Origin of the sequence: Rhodovulum marinum, assembly GCF_004343075.1 — a bacterium.
Lineage (GTDB): Bacteria > Pseudomonadota > Alphaproteobacteria > Rhodobacterales > Rhodobacteraceae > Rhodovulum > Rhodovulum marinum.
The window spans coordinates 60,420-78,524 of sequence record NZ_SLXP01000003.1 but is presented as its reverse complement, the minus strand read 5'-3'; the positions used below and the strand labels follow the sequence as shown (position 1 = coordinate 78,524).

17 protein-coding genes are annotated in these 18,105 nt (G+C 67.6%); 12 read left to right on the top strand and 5 right to left on the bottom strand.

What is annotated here, in order from left to right; genetic code table 11:
• Positions 1 to 32: 32 nt before the first annotated feature.
• Both EV662_RS06335 and aroB read left to right on the top strand, forming a co-directional pair.
• Positions 33 to 578 carry a shikimate kinase gene (locus EV662_RS06335; protein WP_132461318.1) on the top strand — a complete coding sequence of 182 codons (546 nt, stop codon included), beginning with the start codon at positions 33 to 35 and terminating at the stop codon, positions 576 to 578.
• Complete coding sequence (gene aroB, locus EV662_RS06330) at positions 575 to 1,705, top strand: 3-dehydroquinate synthase (protein WP_132461317.1); 1,131 nt, start codon at positions 575 to 577, stop codon at positions 1,703 to 1,705. The genes EV662_RS06335 and aroB overlap by 4 nt, the downstream gene beginning before the upstream one ends.
• A 156-nt stretch (positions 1,706 to 1,861) precedes the next feature.
• Here the strand turns inward: aroB and EV662_RS06325 are convergent, their stop codons facing one another.
• The 3 genes from EV662_RS06325 to ccmI are packed head-to-tail and all read right to left on the bottom strand — an operon-like array spanning position 1,862 to position 3,785.
• Positions 1,862 to 2,071, bottom strand: coding sequence for a DUF1289 domain-containing protein (locus EV662_RS06325; protein WP_132461316.1), 210 nt, complete (start codon positions 2,069 to 2,071; stop codon positions 1,862 to 1,864).
• Positions 2,068 to 2,547, bottom strand: coding sequence for a Holliday junction resolvase RuvX (gene ruvX / locus EV662_RS06320; protein ID WP_132461315.1), 480 nt, complete (start codon positions 2,545 to 2,547; stop codon positions 2,068 to 2,070). Before ruvX ends, EV662_RS06325 begins: the two co-directional genes overlap by 4 nt.
• On the bottom strand, positions 2,544 to 3,785 hold the full coding sequence (gene ccmI / locus EV662_RS06315) for a c-type cytochrome biogenesis protein CcmI (RefSeq protein WP_132461314.1): 1,242 nt from the start codon (positions 3,783 to 3,785) through the stop codon (positions 2,544 to 2,546). The genes ruvX and ccmI overlap by 4 nt, the downstream gene beginning before the upstream one ends.
• A gap of 202 nt (positions 3,786 to 3,987) precedes the next feature.
• Here ccmI and EV662_RS06310 point away from each other — a divergent pair, with 202 nt between their 5' ends.
• From EV662_RS06310 to EV662_RS06270, 10 genes are all read left to right on the top strand, one after another.
• Positions 3,988 to 5,235, top strand: a complete 1,248-nt coding sequence (locus tag EV662_RS06310; RefSeq protein ID WP_132461313.1) for a sarcosine oxidase subunit beta family protein — start codon at positions 3,988 to 3,990, stop codon at positions 5,233 to 5,235.
• A gap of 163 nt (positions 5,236 to 5,398) precedes the next feature.
• Positions 5,399 to 5,563 (top strand): hypothetical protein, encoded by a 165-nt coding sequence (locus EV662_RS19480; protein WP_165915542.1) that lies wholly within the window; start codon positions 5,399 to 5,401, stop codon positions 5,561 to 5,563.
• Between the two features lie 57 nt (positions 5,564 to 5,620).
• Complete coding sequence (locus tag EV662_RS06305; RefSeq protein ID WP_132461312.1) at positions 5,621 to 5,950, top strand: sarcosine oxidase subunit delta; 330 nt, start codon at positions 5,621 to 5,623, stop codon at positions 5,948 to 5,950.
• Positions 5,947 to 8,958, top strand: a complete 3,012-nt coding sequence (locus tag EV662_RS06300) for a sarcosine oxidase subunit alpha family protein (RefSeq protein ID WP_132461311.1) — start codon at positions 5,947 to 5,949, stop codon at positions 8,956 to 8,958. The genes EV662_RS06305 and EV662_RS06300 overlap by 4 nt, the downstream gene beginning before the upstream one ends.
• Entirely contained in the window at positions 8,951 to 9,526 is a 576-nt protein-coding gene (locus tag EV662_RS06295) for a sarcosine oxidase subunit gamma (RefSeq protein ID WP_132461310.1), read from the top strand. Before EV662_RS06300 ends, EV662_RS06295 begins: the two co-directional genes overlap by 8 nt.
• A gap of 66 nt (positions 9,527 to 9,592) precedes the next feature.
• Positions 9,593 to 10,201: a superoxide dismutase gene (locus tag EV662_RS06290; RefSeq protein ID WP_132461309.1), complete on the top strand. Its 609-nt coding sequence runs from the start codon at positions 9,593 to 9,595 to the stop codon at positions 10,199 to 10,201.
• A 131-nt stretch (positions 10,202 to 10,332) separates the two neighbouring features.
• A complete protein-coding gene (locus EV662_RS06285; protein WP_132461308.1) occupies positions 10,333 to 11,568 on the top strand; it encodes an N-acetylmuramoyl-L-alanine amidase in 1,236 nt (411 codons plus the stop codon).
• 133 nt (positions 11,569 to 11,701) lie between these two features.
• Positions 11,702 to 14,233: a penicillin-binding protein 1A gene (locus EV662_RS06280; RefSeq protein ID WP_132461307.1), complete on the top strand. Its 2,532-nt coding sequence runs from the start codon at positions 11,702 to 11,704 to the stop codon at positions 14,231 to 14,233.
• Between the two features lie 96 nt (positions 14,234 to 14,329).
• On the top strand, positions 14,330 to 15,457 hold the full coding sequence (prfB, locus tag EV662_RS06275; RefSeq protein ID WP_132461306.1) for a peptide chain release factor 2: 1,128 nt from the start codon (positions 14,330 to 14,332) through the stop codon (positions 15,455 to 15,457).
• A 182-nt stretch (positions 15,458 to 15,639) separates the two neighbouring features.
• Positions 15,640 to 15,846: a hypothetical protein gene (locus EV662_RS06270; RefSeq protein ID WP_132461305.1), complete on the top strand. Its 207-nt coding sequence runs from the start codon at positions 15,640 to 15,642 to the stop codon at positions 15,844 to 15,846.
• A 275-nt stretch (positions 15,847 to 16,121) separates the two neighbouring features.
• On the opposite strand, the gene EV662_RS06265 is transcribed toward EV662_RS06270, so the two are convergent.
• On the bottom strand, positions 16,122 to 16,673 hold the full coding sequence (locus EV662_RS06265; protein ID WP_132461304.1) for a bactofilin family protein: 552 nt from the start codon (positions 16,671 to 16,673) through the stop codon (positions 16,122 to 16,124).
• Positions 16,663 to 18,012 (bottom strand): M23 family metallopeptidase, encoded by a 1,350-nt coding sequence (locus tag EV662_RS06260; protein ID WP_243695790.1) that lies wholly within the window; start codon positions 18,010 to 18,012, stop codon positions 16,663 to 16,665. Before EV662_RS06260 ends, EV662_RS06265 begins: the two co-directional genes overlap by 11 nt.
• Between the last annotated feature and the right edge of the window lie 93 nt (positions 18,013 to 18,105).

Sequence of the window (18,105 nt, the reverse complement as noted above, 5' to 3'; positions counted from 1 at the left end):
GAAATTCGCAACTTGGCGGGAGGTTGCCGGAGGTGGCGGCACGGCTGAAGAAAACCATCGCCCTGGTGGGGCTGATGGGCGCGGGCAAGACCGCCGTGGGCACCGCACTCGCGCGCAAGCTCGACGTGCCGTTCCGCGATTCGGATGCCGAGATCGTCAAGGCCGCGAACATGACCATCGCCGAGATTTTCGAACGCGACGGCGAGGCGTTCTTCCGCGAGAAGGAATCGCAGGTCATCGCCCGCCTTCTGGACGAGGAACCGGCGGTGCTGTCGACCGGCGGCGGGGCGTTCCTGTCGGCGGCGAACCGGGCCGCGATCTCGGCCCGGGGCGTGTCGGTCTGGCTCGATGCCGATCTCGACCTGTTGTGGAACCGCGTGCGGCACAAGACCACCCGCCCGCTGTTGCGCACCGACGATCCCCGCGGCACGCTCGCGCAGCTGTATCACGCGCGCAAACCGTTCTACGCGCTGGCCGATCTGGCTGTCCGGGCCGACCCGCGCTATTCGATCGAGGACATGGCCGACAGGGTGTGCGACGCGCTGCTGTCCCGGCCCGACGTGCTGGAGGTGGCGTGACCCAGGCTGTTGAAACCGTGCATGTGGCCCTGCCGGGCCGCGCCTATGACATCCGCATCGGCCCGGGCCTTCTGGCGCGCGCCGGCGCCGAGATCGGCCCGCTGCTCGCGCGCCCCCGCGTCGCGATCCTGACCGACGAAACCGTCGCCGCGCTGCACCTCGACGCGTTGCGCGCGGGCCTCGCCGCGTCCGGCATCGACGAGGCCCCCGCGCTCGCCCTTCCCCCCGGCGAGGCGACCAAGGGCTGGCCGCAATTCTCGCGCGCCGTGGAATGGCTGATCGAACAAAAGGTCGAACGCCGCGACATGGTGGTGGCACTCGGCGGGGGCGTGATCGGCGATCTCGCGGGGTTCGCCGCGGCGGTGCTGCGCCGCGGGGTGCGCTTCGTGCAGGTGCCCACCACGCTTCTGGCACAGGTCGACAGCTCGGTCGGCGGCAAGACCGGCATCAACTCCCCCCTCGGCAAGAACCTGATCGGCGCCTTCCACCAGCCCAGCCTGGTGCTGGCCGATACCGGCGTGCTGCAAACGCTGGCCCCGCGCGATTTCCTGGCCGGCTACGGCGAGGTGGTGAAATACGGCCTCCTGGGCGATGCCGCCTTCTTCGACTGGCTCGAGGCGAACGGCCCCGCGCTGGCCGCGGGCGACATGGCCGCGCGCATCCACGCCGTGCGCCGCTCCTGCGAGATGAAGGCCGCCATCGTCGAGCGTGACGAAACCGAACAGGGCGACCGCGCGCTTCTGAACCTCGGCCACACCTTCTGCCACGCGCTCGAGGCCGCGACCGGCTATTCCGACCGGCTCCTGCATGGCGAGGGCGTGGCCATCGGCTGCGCGCTGGCGTTCGAGCTGTCGGCCCGCATGGGCCTCTGTTCCCAGGAAGACCCCTCCCGCGTCCGCGCCCACCTCGCCGCGATGGGCATGAAGAAAGACCTCGCCGACATCCCCGGCGCGTTGCCCGAGGCCGACGCGCTGATCGACCTGATGGCGCAGGACAAGAAGGTGCAGGACGGGCGGGTGCGCTTCATCCTCGCCCGCGGCATCGGCCGGGCCTTCGTTACCTCCGACATCGACGCGGCCCTCTTGCGCAGCATGCTGGCCGACGCGCTCGCAACGCGCCGCCCCTGACCGGCAGGCGGCGGGCCATCGCCGCCCGATTCCGCGTCGATCTTCTTCTTGGCTCAAATACCCCGGGGGGTCGCGGGGGGCGGCGCCCCCCGCGCGGGTCGGCCCGGCGACAGCCGGGGCGAAACCCGAAACCACGCGGTCGGGCGTTGAAAAACCTCAGCCTGCGCCGCCCGGCAGCCCGCGGCGGCCCGGCAACTCGCCCATGATCTGGCGCCGCTCGGCGGGGCTCATCCGGGTCCACGCGGTGATCTCGTCGATCGACCGCAAACATCCCGTGCACAGCCGGCTTTTCGGGTCGACCACGCAGACCCGCGTGCAGGGGCTTTCGATGGCGCCCGCGACGCGGGAGGGGCGGTCTTCGCTCATGGCGCGTCCTTCAGATGGCGCAATCGGTCAAGGAACCCTTGCAGGATATAGCCCGCCGCCACGTGGTCAATCACTTCCGCGCGGCGCTTGCGCGAGGCGTCGGCCTCCAGCAGCGCGCGTTCGGCGGCCACCGTCGACAGGCGTTCGTCCCAGAACCCGATGGGCAGGTCGGTCAGCCGCGACAGGTTTCGGGCAAAGGCGCGGGTCGACTGGCAGCGCGGCCCCTCGGTCCCGTCCATGTTGCGCGGCAGGCCCAGCAGCAGGCCCGCCGCCGATCGCCCCCCGGCGATCTCCAGAACGCGCGCCGCGTCCTGCGTGAATTTCTTGCGGCGGATCGTCTCCAGCGGTGTCGCGACCGACCGGAACGCGTCCGACACCGCCACGCCCACGGTCTTTTCCCCGAAATCCAGCCCCACCAGCGCGCCGTGGCGGGGCAGGGCGGCGGCAAAGGTCTCGGGCGTGTCGAAGACGCTCACTCGGCGACGCCGGCGGCCTGGGCGGCCGCGCGCACGGTGTCCAGCGCCTCTGGATGCGGGCCGAAGACCTGTTGCGCCTCGGCCCAGATCGCACCGGCCTGCCCGGTATCGCCCAGGATGCCCAGCGCGCGGATCAGCTGTGCCCATTCCTCGGGGCTGCCGCCCTGGCGCGCCAGCCGGTCGGACAGGCCCGCGACCATGTTGCGGATCATCTCCTGGCGCTGTTCGGGCGTCATCTCGGCGGCGGCCTCCATGTCCTCGGCCGAGGGGCCGCGCAGGCCGGGGGCCGCGCCTTCGGGCAGGGGCGGCGGGGTATAGTCGTCATCGCCCGCATACCACGCCAGGTCCGCGATCTGGTTGCGCACGGGCTCCAGCCACGGATCGCCAGCCTCGGACACGCTCAGCAATTCGCGCCACACGCGAAAGGCGATGTCGGGACGGCCGGTCTGGATATGCATCAGCCCCCAGTAATACAGCGCCGTGCCGTTCCTCGGGTCGCGGTTCAGCGCGTTTTCCAGCACGCCCTCCGCCTCGGGCGAGACATAGCCGCCCGCGGCAAGTACCATCATGTCGGCCATGGTGGCGTAATCCTCGGCGGTGGCGCGACCGTCCTTCAGTTCGATGGCCTTCGACTGGGCGGCATAGGCGGCGTCGAAATTGCCCAGCGCGGCCTCGTTGCGGGCCAGCAGCAGGAAACCGCGCAGGTCGTCGCCGCGCTCGGCCACCACCGCGCGCAGCCGGTCGACCAGTTTCAGGTGCTCGGGGTCGGGGGGCGGCATCGGGATCGGCGGCGCCTCGGCCTCGGCCTGGGCCTGGCGCATCCGCTCGGCGCGGAACTCCGCCGCGTCGGCCAGGCGTGTCTTGAGGGGCTGGTCGGCAAAGCCCGGCGCACCGATCCGGCTGTAGATGGCCCAGGCCCCGCCCAGCAGCAGCGCCAGAACCAGCGTGCCGGTGACCAGGCTGACCGTGCGGGGGGCCTGGGTGCCGCCCGACTGGTCCTTCAGCTTGCGGTCGGCCTCCAGCACCCGGCGCGACACCTCGGTGCGGATGCGCCCGGCCTCTTCCTCGGTGATGACGCCGCGGGCCAGGTCCCTGTCCACCTCGCGCAGCTGCTCGCGATAGACGCGCAGGTCATAGGCCGCGGGCGGCTCGTCGCCGGACCGGCCGCGGATCAGCGTGACGGTCAACAGCGCCGCGATCACCGCGGCAAGCCCCAGGGCGACGAACGTGAATACCATGAGGTTCCACCCCTTTTTCTGCCTCACCCGCCGATCTATTACGGGCGGGCCGGAATCGGAAGGGCAAAGCGCCCGGCCGCCGCCCGCGCCGCCCCATGTCGCGTTCCTTCGATGGCATGCCGCTGGCGGGCAGGGGGCGGGGCCGGTCCCGGTGCATGAAGGGGCCGGCGAAAGCCCGTCAAACAAGGGGGTGCCTGTTGCCATGAAACGCTATTCCGCCTTCGCCGTCGCCCGCGAAGCGATGCGCTATCACGCCGGGTGGGAACGGGCCTGGACCTCTCCGGCGCCGAAATCTCACTATGATGTGATCGTGGTGGGCGCGGGCGGGCATGGGCTGGCGACCGCCTATTATCTCGGGAAACGCTTCGGCATCCGCAACGTGGCGGTGATCGAGAAGGGCTGGCTGGGTGGCGGCAACACGGGCCGCAACACCACGATCATCCGTTCGAACTACCTGCAGGACCCCTCGGCCGCGATCTACGAGAAATCGCGCAGCCTCTACGAGGACCTGTCCCAGGACCTGAACTACAACGTCATGTTCAGCCCCCGCGGCGTGCTGATGCTGGCCCAGACCGAACACGAGGTCCGCGGCTGGAAACGCACCGCGCATGCCAACGCCCTCCAGGGCATCCCGACCGAGTATATCGGGCCGCAGCGGGTCAAGGAACTCTGCCCGATCATGAACATCGACGGGCCGCGCTACCCGGTCCTCGGCGCGCTCTGGCAGCCCCGCGGCGGCACCGCGCGCCATGACGCGGTTGCCTGGGGCTATGCGCGGGCCTGTTCGGCCATGGGCATGGACATCCTCCAGCAAAGCGAGGTGACGGCGATCCGGCAAAAGGCAGGCCAGGTCACCGGCGTCGAGACCACCAAGGGCGCCATCACCTGCGGCAAGCTGGCGATCGTCGTGGCCGGCCATTCCGGCGTTCTGGCGGACATGGCCGGGTTCCGCCTGCCCATCGAATCCGTGGCGCTTCAGGCGATGGTTTCCGAACCGATTAAGCCCGTGATCGACGTCGTCGTCATGGCCAATACCGTCCACGGCTATCTCAGCCAGTCGGACAAGGGCGAACTGGTGATCGGCGGCGGCGCTGACGGGTTCAACAACTACACCCAGCGCGGCAGCTTCCACCATATCGAGGAAACCGTCCGCGCGCTGTGCGAGACCTTCCCGATCATCACCCGGCTGAAAATGCTGCGCCAGTGGGGCGGCATCGTCGACATGACCGGCGACCGCTCGCCGATCCTGTCGAAGACGCCCCTGGGCAATTGTTTCATCAATTGCGGCTGGGGCACCGGCGGGTTCAAGGCGATCCCCGGCTCGGGCTGGGCCATGGCCGAACTGGTGGCCAGGGGCGAACCCGGGCCACTGGCCGCGCCCTTCGGGCTCGACCGCTTCCGCGAGGGCCGCTTCATCGACGAAAGCGTGGCCGCGGGGGTGGCGCATTGACCGGGCCCGTCCTTCGCATCACGCCGCGCCGAAACCGGGCGGGTCGGGCGCCGACCGCCCTGGGCCGCACTGTCGCAGGCAGCCCCCGTGCGCGTTTGGTCGCCTTGACGCGGCCCCGGACGCCTCGCATAACGTGGCCCAAACGCAATTCGGAGAGCCGCCCATGTCCGACGACAAGTACGACGTCATCGTTCCTGAATCCGCCGCCAAGTGGATCGGCATCGTTGCCGGCCTTCTGGTGCCGATCTTCTTCGGCGTCGTGGGTGCGCAGATCTACGGCGGCGACGGCAACAAGACTGTCCAGGTCTACCCGCTGCCCGAAGAATAAGGGGGCGCAGGCCCGCGCCCTCTCCCGTCTGACCGATTTCCAGACCGAGGGGGCGCCATGCTTCTGTTGACCTGTCCCGTCTGCGGCGTGGCCGCGGACGAAACCGAACTGGCCCCGGGCGGCGAGGCGCACCTGACGCGCTTCGGCCCCGGCTCGGACGATGCCACGTTCGAATCCTACCTGTTCCACCGCAAGAACCCCAAGGGCGTGCATTTCGAACGCTGGCGCCACGCCCATGGCTGCGGCAAGTGGTTCCATGCCGCGCGCGACACCGTCACGCTGGAAGTGTTCGGAACCTATTCCGCGCAGGTTACCGAACCGCCCCGGGACATTCTCGACAGGATCGCCGCGAAACATCCCGGCTTCGAATGGGAGGGCGGCGCATGAGCTTTCGCCTCGATACCGGCGGCCGGCTGATCGACCGCGCCGCCCCCTGCCGCTTCACCTTCGACGGGGCCGAGCATGCCGGCTTTGCTGGCGACACGCTGGCCGCGGCCCTTCTGGCCAATGACCGCATGCTGGTCGGTCGGTCGTTCAAGTATCACCGCCCGCGCGGGCTGATCGCCTCGGGGGCCGAGGAGCCGAACGCGCTGGTGGGCCTTGGCACGGGCGGCCGGTTCGAACCGAACCAGCGCGCCACGATGACGGAACTTTTCGACGGGCTGGTGGCCGAAAGCCAGAATCGTTTCCCCTCGCTGGAGTTCGACATCGGCGCGCTGAACGCGCGGCTGGCCCGGTTCCTGCCCGCGGGCTTCTATTACAAGACCTTCCTCTGGCCGCGCGCCTTCTGGAAGCATGTCTATGAACCCGTCATCCGCCAGTCCGCGGGCCTGGGCCGCGCTCCGACCGAGGCCGACCCCGACACCTATGAACATTTCCACGCCCATGTGGATGTTCTGGTGGTCGGCGGTGGCGTCGCGGGCATCGAGGCCGCTTTGGTCGCGGGCCGGGCGGGCGCGCGCGTGCTGCTGGTCGAGCAGGCCGCCCATTGGGGCGGGCGCGCCCCCGTGGATGGCGGGCAGATCGACGGGCAGTCGCCCGAAGAATGGGTCAAGGACGCCCTGCAACATCTTGAAAAGATGGAAAACGTGACGCTGCGCCTGCGCTGTCAGGCCGCCGGTGTCTATGACCATGGCTATGTGCTGGCCCATGAACGGCTGACCGACCACGCCCCCGATGCGCCCGGGCCCCGCCATCGGCTGTGGAAGATCCGGGCGAAACAGATCGTCACCGCCACGGGGGCCATCGAACGTCCGCTGGCCTTCCCCGGCAATGACGTTCCCGGCGTGATGCTGGCCTCGGCGGTGCGCGATTACGTGGTGAACTGGGCCGTCGCGCCCGGTGGGCGCACGGTGATCGTCACGAACAACGACGACGCCTATCGCACCGCGCTGACGCTTCTGGACGCGGGGCTGACGGTGCCCGCCATCGTCGACGCCCGCGACACCGCCGACGGTCCCTTGCCCCAGGCCGTGCGGGCGCGCGGTGTGCCGGTGCGGACGGGCATGGCCGTGGTCAAGGTCAAGGGCGGCAAGCGCGTGACCGGCGTCGGCATCGGCCCGGTGAACGGGCTGGCCATGCCGTCCGAGATCATCGCCTGCGACGCGGTCGCCATGTCGGGGGGCTGGTCGCCGGTGGTGCACCTTTGGTCCCATTGCGGCGGCAAGCTGACCTGGGACGAGCGGTTCGGCATGTTCCGTCCCGACCCCGACCGGGCACCGACCGGGGCGGACGGTCGCCCCTTCGTCGTTCCCGCGGGCGCGGCTTCGGGCGCGCTGCGGTCCGGGGAGTGTCTGAACGATGCCGGACGGGCCGGGGCTACGGCGGCGCAGGCGGTCGGGTTCAAGGCCGAGATCCGCGAAAAAGTCATATCGGATTCATATGAGAATCATATGGAATTCATATGGGTCATGCCGCGCCGGGCCGAGCCTGCTGCGCGGATGAAAATGTTCCTCGATTACCAGAACGACGTAAAGGTTTCGGACGTCCAGCTGGCGGCGCGCGAGGGGTATGAAAGCGTCGAGCACACCAAGCGCTATACCACGCTGGGCATGGCGACCGATCAGGGCAAGCTTAGCAACATCAATGGCTTGGCGATCCTTGCTGATGCATTGGGCGAGGCGATCCCGCAGGTCGGTACCACCACTTTCCGCCCGCCCTACACGCCCCTGACCCTTGGCGCGATCGCCGGCGAGGCGCGTGGAAAGACCTTCCAACCCCTGCGCCGAACGCCCATCCACGCCTGGCACGTCGAAAACGGCGCCCGTTTCGAACCCGTCGCTCAATGGCACCGCCCCTACTGCTATCCGCGCAAGGGCGAGACGGTGGCCGACGCGGTTGGGCGGAAGGTGAAAAATACACGTGAAAACGTGGGGTTGCTGGACGCTTCTACATTGGGCAAGCTGCTGGTCAAGGGGCCGGATGCGGGGAAATTCCTCGATCTCGTCTACACCAACATGATGTCCACGCTGAAACCCGGCCGCTGCCGGTACGGCCTGATGTGTTCCGAAAACGGTTTCCTCATGGACGACGGCGTCGTCGCCCGCCTGACCGACGACAGCTTCCTGTGTCACACCACCTCGGGCGGTGCGGATCACATTCACCAGCACCTGGAGGAATGGCTTCAGACCGAGTGGTGGGACCTCAAGGTGCACGTGGTCAACCTGACCGAACAATATGCCCAGGTCGCCGTGGTTGGCCCCAAGGCACGGACATTGCTCGAGAAACTGGGGGGCGATATCGACCTGTCCAAGGACGCGTTGCCCTTCATGGGCTGGGCCGAAGGCACGCTGGGCGGCATCCCGGTTCGGGTCTACCGCATTTCTTTCTCTGGCGAACTCAGCTTCGAGGTTGCCGTGCCGGCGGGCCGAGGCCGCGAACTCTGGGATGCGTGCCTGGCCGCCGGCGCCGATCTGGGCGTGATGCCCTACGGCACCGAGGCGCTTCACGTCATGCGCGCCGAAAAGGGGTTCATCATGATCGGGGACGAGACCGATGGAACCGTGATTCCGCAGGACCTTGGCCTTGATTGGGCGGTGTCGAAGAAGAAGGACGATTTCATCGGCAAGCGCGCACAGGAACGTTCTCACATGACCGATCCCGACCGCTGGAAACTGGTCGGCCTGTCGACGCTGGACGGTTCGGTCCTGCCCGATGGCGCCTACGCGGTGGCCGGGGGCAAGAACGCCAACGGCCAGCGCAACGTGCAGGGGCGGGTGACGTCGACCTATCATTCGCCGACGCTGGGGCGCGGGATCGCGATGGGGCTGGTAAAGAGCGGACCCGAACGGATGGGCGAGGTGATCGAGTTCGCGCGCACCGACGGCACCACGGTCAAGGCGCGCATCGTCAGCCCCGTGTTCTACGACCCGGAAGGGGAGAAGCAGAATGTCTGACGCAGTCACCGCACTGGCCGGTGCCCGGTTCGACGGGATCGCCACCATCGAGGAAGCGCCGGTTCAGGGCATGGTCACGCTGCGCGCGGACCTCACTGCCCGCAAGGTCGGGACCGCGGTCAAGACCGTGGCGGGGGGTCCTGTGCCCGGGCCGCTTGGCTGGTTCAATGCAGAGGGGCGCGGCGCGGCCTGGATGTCGCCCGACGAGCTGTTGTTGTTCGTGCCCCATGGGCAGGCCGCGGTCGCTGTTGCCGCGCTGGAGGCGGCGCTGAAAGGGTTGCACGCCACCGCCGCAGACGTGTCGGACGCCCGCGCCGTCTTTCGCGTCTCGGGGCCGCAGGCGCGCGAGGTTTTGGCCAAGCTGACGCCCGCAGACATGGCGCCGGATGCGTTTCCGCCGGGCATGTTCCGCCGCACGCGGCTGGCCCAGGTGCCGGTGGCGATCGGGGCGGGGGAGGACGGCTTTACGCTGGTCTGTTTCCGCTCGGTGGCGGGGTATGTCTTCGACCTTCTGGCCGGGGCGGCGGCGCCCGGCTCGGCGGTGGGCTATTTCCCCGACGGGGCTTGACCTTCCCCCCGAAGCGCCTCCATCTAGGGCAAAGTGACGCAGATCATTAACCAAAAGGGGGGCCCCATGGCTTTCGAACTTCCCGACCTTCCCTATGCCCATGACGCGCTTGCCGACCTGGGCATGTCGAAGGAGACGATGGAGTATCACCACGACCTGCACCACAAGGCCTATGTCGACAACGGCAACAAGCTGATCGCGGGGACCGAGTGGGAAGGAAAGCCCGTCGAGGACATCGTCAAGGGCACCTACCAGAAGGGCGCCGTTGCCCAGAACGGCATCTTCAACAATGCCTCGCAGCATTGGAATCACTGCCAGTTCTGGGAGATGATGGGGCCGGGCAAATCGGCCATGCCCTCTGAACTGGAGGCACGCATCAAGGACGCCTTCGGGTCGGTCGAGAAGTTCAAGGAAGAGTTCTCGGCGGCCGGTGCAGGACAGTTCGGGTCGGGCTGGTGCTGGCTGGTGGTCGATACCGACGGCACGCTGAAGGTCACCAAGACCGAGAACGGCGTCAACCCGCTGTGCTTTGACCAGAAAGCGCTGTTGGGCTGCGACGTGTGGGAACATTCGTACTACATCGACTTCCGCAACAAGCGCCCGGCGTATCTGACGAACTTCCTCGACCACCTGGTGAACTGGGAAAACGTGGCCGAGCGTCTGTCGAACGCCTAAGCTGCGCGTCATCACGGATCGGCGGCCGTCCCTTGGGGCGGCCGTTTCGTTTTTCCCGGGGCGGTCGCGCGCGGTTCCGCCTCGGCGCGTCCTGCGTTATGCTGGCGAAAAAAAAATGAGATCGGGCAGACATGCGACTTTCGGTAATCCTCCTGCGCCTTGCGCTGGCTACGCTGGTGTCGCCGGTCGGACTGTGCCCGGCGGTGGCCGAGGGGCTGACGGCGCTCGCCCGGCCGGACATGGCACATTCGGCGGTGGCCGAGGACGGGCCGGGGCTGAGGATCACGCTGGCGCTGTCGCAGCCCGTGCCCTATCGGGTCTACACGCTGGACACGCCGCCGCGGCTGGTCGCCGATTTCCGCGAGGTCGATTGGCGCGGTGCCGATCCTGCGGCGTTGATCTCCACGGGCAAGGTTCGCGGCGCGAGGGCCGGGGCGGTACGGCCCGGCTGGTCGCGGCTGGTTCTGGAACTGGCCGGTCCCTTTACCATCGAAACCGCCGAGATGCCGCGCGATCCGGTCACGGGGGTGGCACGCCTGGCGGTGGTGCTTGGGCCAGCCGACCCGGGCGAATTCGCCGCGGCGAGCCGTCCGCCCGAGGCCGCGCTGTGGGGTCTGCCGCCGGCCGAGGTTCTGGTCCCGCCGCGGCCCCGGCAGGATGGCACCCGGCCACTGCGCGTCGTGATCGACCCGGGCCATGGCGGCATCGACCCGGGCGCCGAGCGCGAAGGGCTGCGCGAGGCCGACCTGATGCTGACCTTGGCCCGCGAACTGGCCGAGGCGCTGACGCGGGCCGGGCACGACCCTGTCCTGACCCGAGACGGCGACCATTTCGTGCCGCTGGAAACCCGGATCGACATCGCGCGCGCCGCACAGGCGGACGTCTTCCTGTCGCTGCATGCCGACGCGCTGGCCGATGGGCATGCCACGGGGGCGACCGTTTACACCCTGTCGGAAACTGCGTCCGACGAGGCCTCGGCGCTGTTGGCCGAACGCCACGACCGGGACGCGCTGCTGGCGGGGGTCGACCTGACCGACAAGGACGACGAGATCGCGACCGTGCTGATGGACCTCGCCCGCACCGAGACCGCGCCGCGGTCGGACCGGCTGGCCGAGGCGATCGTCGCGGGTCTGCGCGCAAATGTCGGCCGCCTGCACAAGCGGCCGCGGCTGTCGGCGGCGTTCTCGGTGCTGAAATCGCCCGACATCCCCTCGGTGCTGGTTGAACTGGGGTTCCTGTCATCGGAAACCGACCGCGCGAACCTGGTGTCGCCCGCGTGGCGGGCCCGGGCGATCGCAGGCATTGCGGGCGCGTTGGATGCCTGGGCGGCCGAGGACGCCGCGCAGGCGGACTTGCTGCGCCGCTAGGGGGGATGGCGCGACCTCCCGGCGATGTGACCGTTGGCATGGCGTCAAACGGCGCGGCCCGCGGCCTTCGTTTTTGACCCGGCGCGGGTCGGCGCGTATACAGGGCAATGCGAACGGCAAGGGTAGGGACAGCGTGATCCGGTTCATCCTAAATGCGTTCGGGGTGGTGTATACCTTCATCACCCTGGGCCTTATCGGCACCGCGATGATGATCGGCGCGATCTTCTGGATGTATGCCCGCGATCTGCCCGACCACGAGGACCTGGCCAGCTACCAGCCCAAGACGATCAGCCGGATCTATTCCGGCGAGGGTCGCCTGATCGACGAATTCGCCGATGAACGCCGTCTGTTCGCCTCGGCCGAGGAAATCCCCGACCTTGTGAAACAGGCCTTCATCTCGGCCGAGGACAAGAATTTCTACACGCACAAGGGGTATGACGCGCGCGGGATCGTGGCGGCCATCGTCGAGGCGGTGCAAAGCCGGGGCGAGACGCTGAGGGGCGCCTCGACCATCACCCAGCAGGTGATGAAGAACTTCCTCCTGGGCGGGGAACGCACGGGCGAGCGCAAGATCAAGGAACTGATCCTCGCCACCCGGATCGAGAAGACGCTGAGCAAGGACAAGATCCTTGAACTCTATCTCAACGAGATCTTCCTGGGGCAGAATTCCTATGGCGTGGCGGCCGCCGCGCAGACCTATTTCAACAAGACGCTGGCCCAGCTGGAACCGCAGGAGGCGGCCTATCTGGCCGCGCTGCCCAAGGCGCCGTCGACGTACCATCCGGTCCGCGCCAGGGATCGCGCGATCGAGCGGCGCGACTATGTGCTGCGCGAGATGTTCGACAATGGCTACCTGGATCAGGCCGCCTACGAGGCGGCCAAGGCCGCGCCTTTGAAAACGGTGCAGAATGGCGATTACCCGCCGTTCTCGGTCAGCCTGCCGCCGCGCGATTATTTCACCGACGAGATCCGCCGCCAGCTGTCCGAGGATTTCGGCGAGGGCGAGTTCTTCGGCGGCGGCCTGACGATCCGTGCGACCATCGACCCCGAGATGCAGGTCGAGGCCGCCAAGGCCCTGCGCCGCGCGTTGGAGGATTTCGACCGCGGGCAGGGCGTGTGGCGCGGCACTGGCAAGAGGATCGATCCGGCCACGCTGGGCGACGAGGCCGCCTGGCGCGAGGCGCTGTCCGCCGTCGATGTGGCCCGCGACATCGATCTGGAAACGCCCTGGCTGCCGGCCGTGGTGCTGGGTGTCGAGGATCAGCGCCTGGTGATCGGGGTCGAGGGCGTGGAGGGCACACAGGAGGTGCCGCGAACGGATACCTCGTGGTTCAAGGGTGACCTGTTCCAGAATTTCGAGCCAGGCGACGTCGTCCATGTGCGCCGGATGGTGTCGGATGATGATGGCAGTTTCATCCGCTGGACCCTGCGCCAGGTGCCCGAGGTGCAGGGCGGGTTCGTTGCGATGGACGTCAATACCGGCCGCGTGCTGGCGATGCAGGGCGGGTTTTCCTACCAGCACTCGGTGTTCAACCGCGCCACGCAGGCCACGCGCCAGCCCGGCTCGTCCTTCAAGCCCTTCGTATACGCCGCGGCGCTGGACAGCGGGTTCACGCCGGCCACGATCATCATCGACGCGCCGATCGAGGTGGATACGGGCGGCGGTGTCTGGCGGCCCAAGAACGCCTCGAACCGGTTCTATGGGCCCGCGCCGCTCCGCACCGGGATCGAGCGGTCGCGCAACCTGATGACCGTGCGGCTGGCCAAGGAAATCGGGATGGAAACCGTGGCCGGCTATGCCGAACGCTTCGGTGTTTACGACCGGCTGGAACCGTTCCTGGCTAATGCGCTTGGCAGCCAGGAGACCACGCTTTACCGGATGGTGGCGGCTTACGCGATGTTCGCCAATGGCGGCGAACGGGTCGAGCCGACGCTGGTCGACCGGGTGCAGGACCGGTGGGGCACGACGGTTTATCGGCACGACACGCGCGATTGTGTCGATTGCGGCGACCCGAACCTGCCGCCCGGCGTCGCGCCCACCATCGTGTCGGACCGCGAAAGGGTGATGAACGCGATCACCGCCTATCAGCTGACCTCGATGATGCGCGGCGTGGTCGAACGCGGCACCGCGGCGGGACGTATCAATCTCGGTGTGCCGACCGCGGGCAAGACTGGCACCACGAACGACGCGCGCGACGTCTGGTTCGTCGGTTTTACCTCGAACATCGTTGCGGGCTGCTACATGGGCTATGACCGGCCGCGATCTCTGGGCGCGCGGGCGGCGGGCGGCACGCTGTGCGCGCCGGTGTTCAACGAGTTCATGCAGAAGGCCACTGCGAAATACGGCGGCGGGCCGTTCAAGGTGCCGCCGGGCGGGCGTTTCATCAAGATCGACCGCTATTCCGGTGCGCGCCTTCCCGATGACGCGCAGGGCGAACACGTCGTGGCCGAGTATTTCCGCCTGGGAGAGGAACCGATCTTCGGGCTGGGCGCGCTGGTCGATGGCGGGTTCGCGATGGGGTCCGACCTGCCGCTGTTCGGCCGCGGCGAGGGGGAACCGGACCCTGCCGCGCCCGCGCAGGAGGTGACGACCTCGACCGGCCGCAAGGCGGTTGTAGGCCCCAAGGCCAATTTCGGAACGCTGTCCTCGGGCGGGCTCTACTAGCGCGGTGCTCGGCTCACGGCTTGCCCGTCCTTGCAGGGCGGGCTATCACCCCCACCTGATACCGTCGGACGACAGCTTGAAAAGGGCACTGGCTCCATGCGTGCAGAGGCGCAGAACACCGTCGAGGACATTCGCAAGTCGCTGAAGCTTCTGGCACAGCGGATGGACTGGGACACGGCCGAGCACCGGCTGGAAGAGTTCAACGCGATGACCGAGGATCCCGACCTGTGGAACGATCCCGAGCGCGCGCAGAAACTGATGCGCGAGCGCCAGGCGCTGGTCGATGCGATCGACACCTACAAGGCCATCCGCCGCGATCTGGACGACAATATCGAACTGATCGAACTGGGCGAGATGGAGGGCGACAAGGAGGTCGTGACCGAGGCCGAGGCGGCGCTGAAGGCGCTGAAGGAGAAGGCCGCACAGAAAGAGCTCGAGGCGCTGCTGGACGGCGAGGCGGATGCCAACGATACCTTCCTCGAGATCAACGCGGGCGCGGGCGGCACCGAAAGCTGCGACTGGGCCAGCATGCTGGCGCGGATGTATGTCCGCTGGGCCGAAAAGCACGGCTACAAGGTCGAGCTGCAATCGGAAAGCGCGGGGGAAGAGGCCGGGATCAAGTCGGCGACCTACAAGATTACCGGGCACAATGCCTATGGCTGGTTGAAATCGGAATCGGGTGTGCACCGGCTGGTGCGCATCTCGCCCTACGATTCCGCGGCGCGGCGGCATACCTCGTTCAGCTCGGTCTGGGTCTACCCGGTGGTCGACGACAATATCGAGATAGAGGTGAACCCGTCCGACATCCGGGTGGACACCTACCGTTCGTCCGGGGCCGGGGGGCAGCACGTCAACACCACCGACTCCGCCGTACGGATCACCCATATTCCCACCGGGATCGTCGTGACGAGTTCCGAGAAATCCCAGCACCAGAACCGCGACATCGCCATGAAGGCGCTGAAGTCGCGTCTGTACCAGCTGGAACTGGACCGCCGGAACGCCGAGATCACCGCCCAGCACGAGGCCAAGGGCGAGGCCGGCTGGGGCAACCAGATCCGGTCTTACGTGCTGCAGCCCTATCAGATGGTCAAGGACCTGCGCACCGGGGTGGAAACCTCGGACACATCGGGCGTTCTGGATGGCGATCTGGACCAGTTCATGGCGGCGACGCTGGCGCTTGACGTGGCCGGCAAGAGCCGGGCCGAGGCGCAGGCCGACGAATAGGACGTGATCCGCCGCCTCGGCGCGGACAGTCCTGGCGCGCGTGTCGGGATCGTTTCCGGATAACTGCGGTTCATTCCCTGAATTCGCCGCATTTCCACCCTAGTTTGGCCCTGTTCCGGTCGTGTTCGGGACAGGTTTCGATCAGGCATTCTTCGATGTCTTTCCGAGTGGTGGGGTAGCAAGTGAATTTCAGCAAATCATTCAGGCGGCTTAGCCTGAACGAAGCCGGTGCCGTGAGCGTCGAATGGGTGATGCTTACGGCACTGGTGTCCAGCCTGTGCCTGGGTATCATTCCACTGCTACGGGGCGGCAGCGGCCACGTCGCGGACGAGATCGCCGGTGTGTTGGAGGCGGGCGAGGTCCAACCGCTCTCGCCACCAATCGACTGAGCGCGGGGGCGTAAGGCCAGCGGGCAAGCCGAGGCCATCGGGACATGGATGACGGGATCGATGGGCTATCGCGGCACGGGTCGGTCTTATATGAACTCCTGTCCCACCAGCGACAGGACTCCCGGTTATTGCACGACCCGACATCCCCGTATCAGGGGCGAGGACATGTTGCGGTTTTCCGGTTCGTTTCGGCCGTCCGCAAACGCAAGCACTGGACGTGCGGAGGCCCCGGCCGCTTCCGGCGCGGGGCCCCCGTCTCCCCCTCCCTGGAGAACTCAGCCCTTGGTGGCGGTGTTTTCGGCCGGTTTCTGGCCAGGATTGCCGTCGCCAAGGACATGCGGCGGCTTGGCGCCCGGAATGGGCGCGCCGCGCTTGCCGGTGTTCAGCGGATCGTCCTGACGTTGGACCGACCCTTCGAAATGGGCGCCGCTTTCGATCGCGATGGTCTTGTGGATGATGTCGCCTTCGACCCGCGCGGTCGAGGTCAGGCGCACCTTGAGGCCGCGCACCTTGCCGATCACCCGACCGTTGATCACGACGTCATCGGCCATCACCTCGCCGCGGACGGTGGCGTTTTCGCCAACGGTCAGCAGGTGGGCCTGGATGTCGCCGTCGATCGTGCCTTCGATCTGGATGTCGCCGGTGGTCTTGAGATTGCCCGTCACGACAAGGTCGGAGGACAACATGGAGGCCGGGGGCTTGGCCTTGGGCGCAGTCGGGATCGGGCTGTCGCCGCCGGGCCGGGGAATCCCTGCCTCGGCCGCCTTGCCCTTCTCCGGTTCGCCGGCCTTGGGGCCCGGCTCGTTGATCCTGCTTTTAGAAAACATCTCTGGCTGCCTTGATGTAGGTCATGGGGTTCACGGGTTTCCCGTCGACGCGCACCTCGTAGTGGAGGTGGGTGCCGGTCGACCGTCCGGAGTTCCCCATATCACCTATCCGGTCTCCGCGCGAGACCCTTTGGCCCTCTTTCACATGCAGCCTGGCCATGTGGCCGTAGCGGGTCTCAAGGCCGAACTCGTGGCGGATCTTGACCATTCGGCCATAACCCGACACCCAGCCCGCCTTGGTCACGATGCCGTCCGCGGTGGCGTAGATCGGCGTGCCGTAGGCAGACGCGAAATCCGCGCCTTCATGCATGCGCATGCCCCCGGAGGTGGGGTGGCGGCGCATTCCGAACGGGCTGGTGAAGCGATAGGCCGATTTCAACGGCTGCGCGAAAGGCAGCTTTTCGGCGGCGATGCGGTACAGGTTTAATTCGTCCAGACGCCCCATCAGCGCGCTGGCGCGCAGCTCATCGGGATCGGGCATCGCGTCGTCGCCCTTGGATGACATGGACAGTGGGGTCAGCGGCCCGCCGATGCCGGAATAGCCCTGGCGCACGCGCTCGATCAACTGATCGGTGGACAGCCCGGCCGCCTGGAACATCTTGTCCAGAGGCGCGACCGAAACGGTCAGCGCCTCTTCGAGCGAGGCGAAAATCTGGTCGTTACGCTCGGCGGTCAGCTCCTGTTCGTAGGCCAGCGCCTCGGCCAGATCGAAGGCGGCGGCGGCATTGGCGGCCACGGTGTCGCGCTCGATCGCGGTTTCTTCCAGCGCAGCGGTCAGGAAGGCCAGAGTGTCCTGGACGTCGGCCGCGCGCGGTCCTTCGGCGACCGGCCGGCCGTCCGCCGTGCCGTCACGCTCGGCCGCCAGCTCGCGCGTGCGGGCGCGCGCGGCGTCGCGTTCGGCCATGGTCTTGCGCAAGGTCTGGCGCAGGACGTCCATCCCGGTTTCCAGCTCGCGACGGCGTTCTTCCGATGCCAAAAGCTCCGACTGCATGCGCGACACCTCGTCCAGTGCCAGTTCGAAGCGCTTGCGTGCGGCGTTCGCTTCGTCGGCGGTGGCATCGCGTTCGGCGGCCAGCGCATTCAGACGGTCGTCATAAAGCGCCTGTTCGCGCTTGGTCTGATCGCGCAACGTGTCGGCGCCCACCTGGTCCATCAGCACGATCGCGGTCGACAGCATCGCCCATGCCACAACCGTGGCGCCGCCGGCGAGGCCAAGCGCCTGGGCGCTTGGCGACAGCCGCACAAAGCGTGTGCTGTGATCCGTGCGCAGAAACAGTCTCTGTTCGGGAAGAAAGCGCTCAAGCGCCATGTCGATGCGGTGGAACAATCGCCTCGTCAATGCCTTCGCCTCGTCTGCCCTTGTTGTCGGTCAGCTACGCCGCGCGGGAGTCTGACGCTCCCGTGACTAGCCAGCGCATGCTGTCGTCGCAAG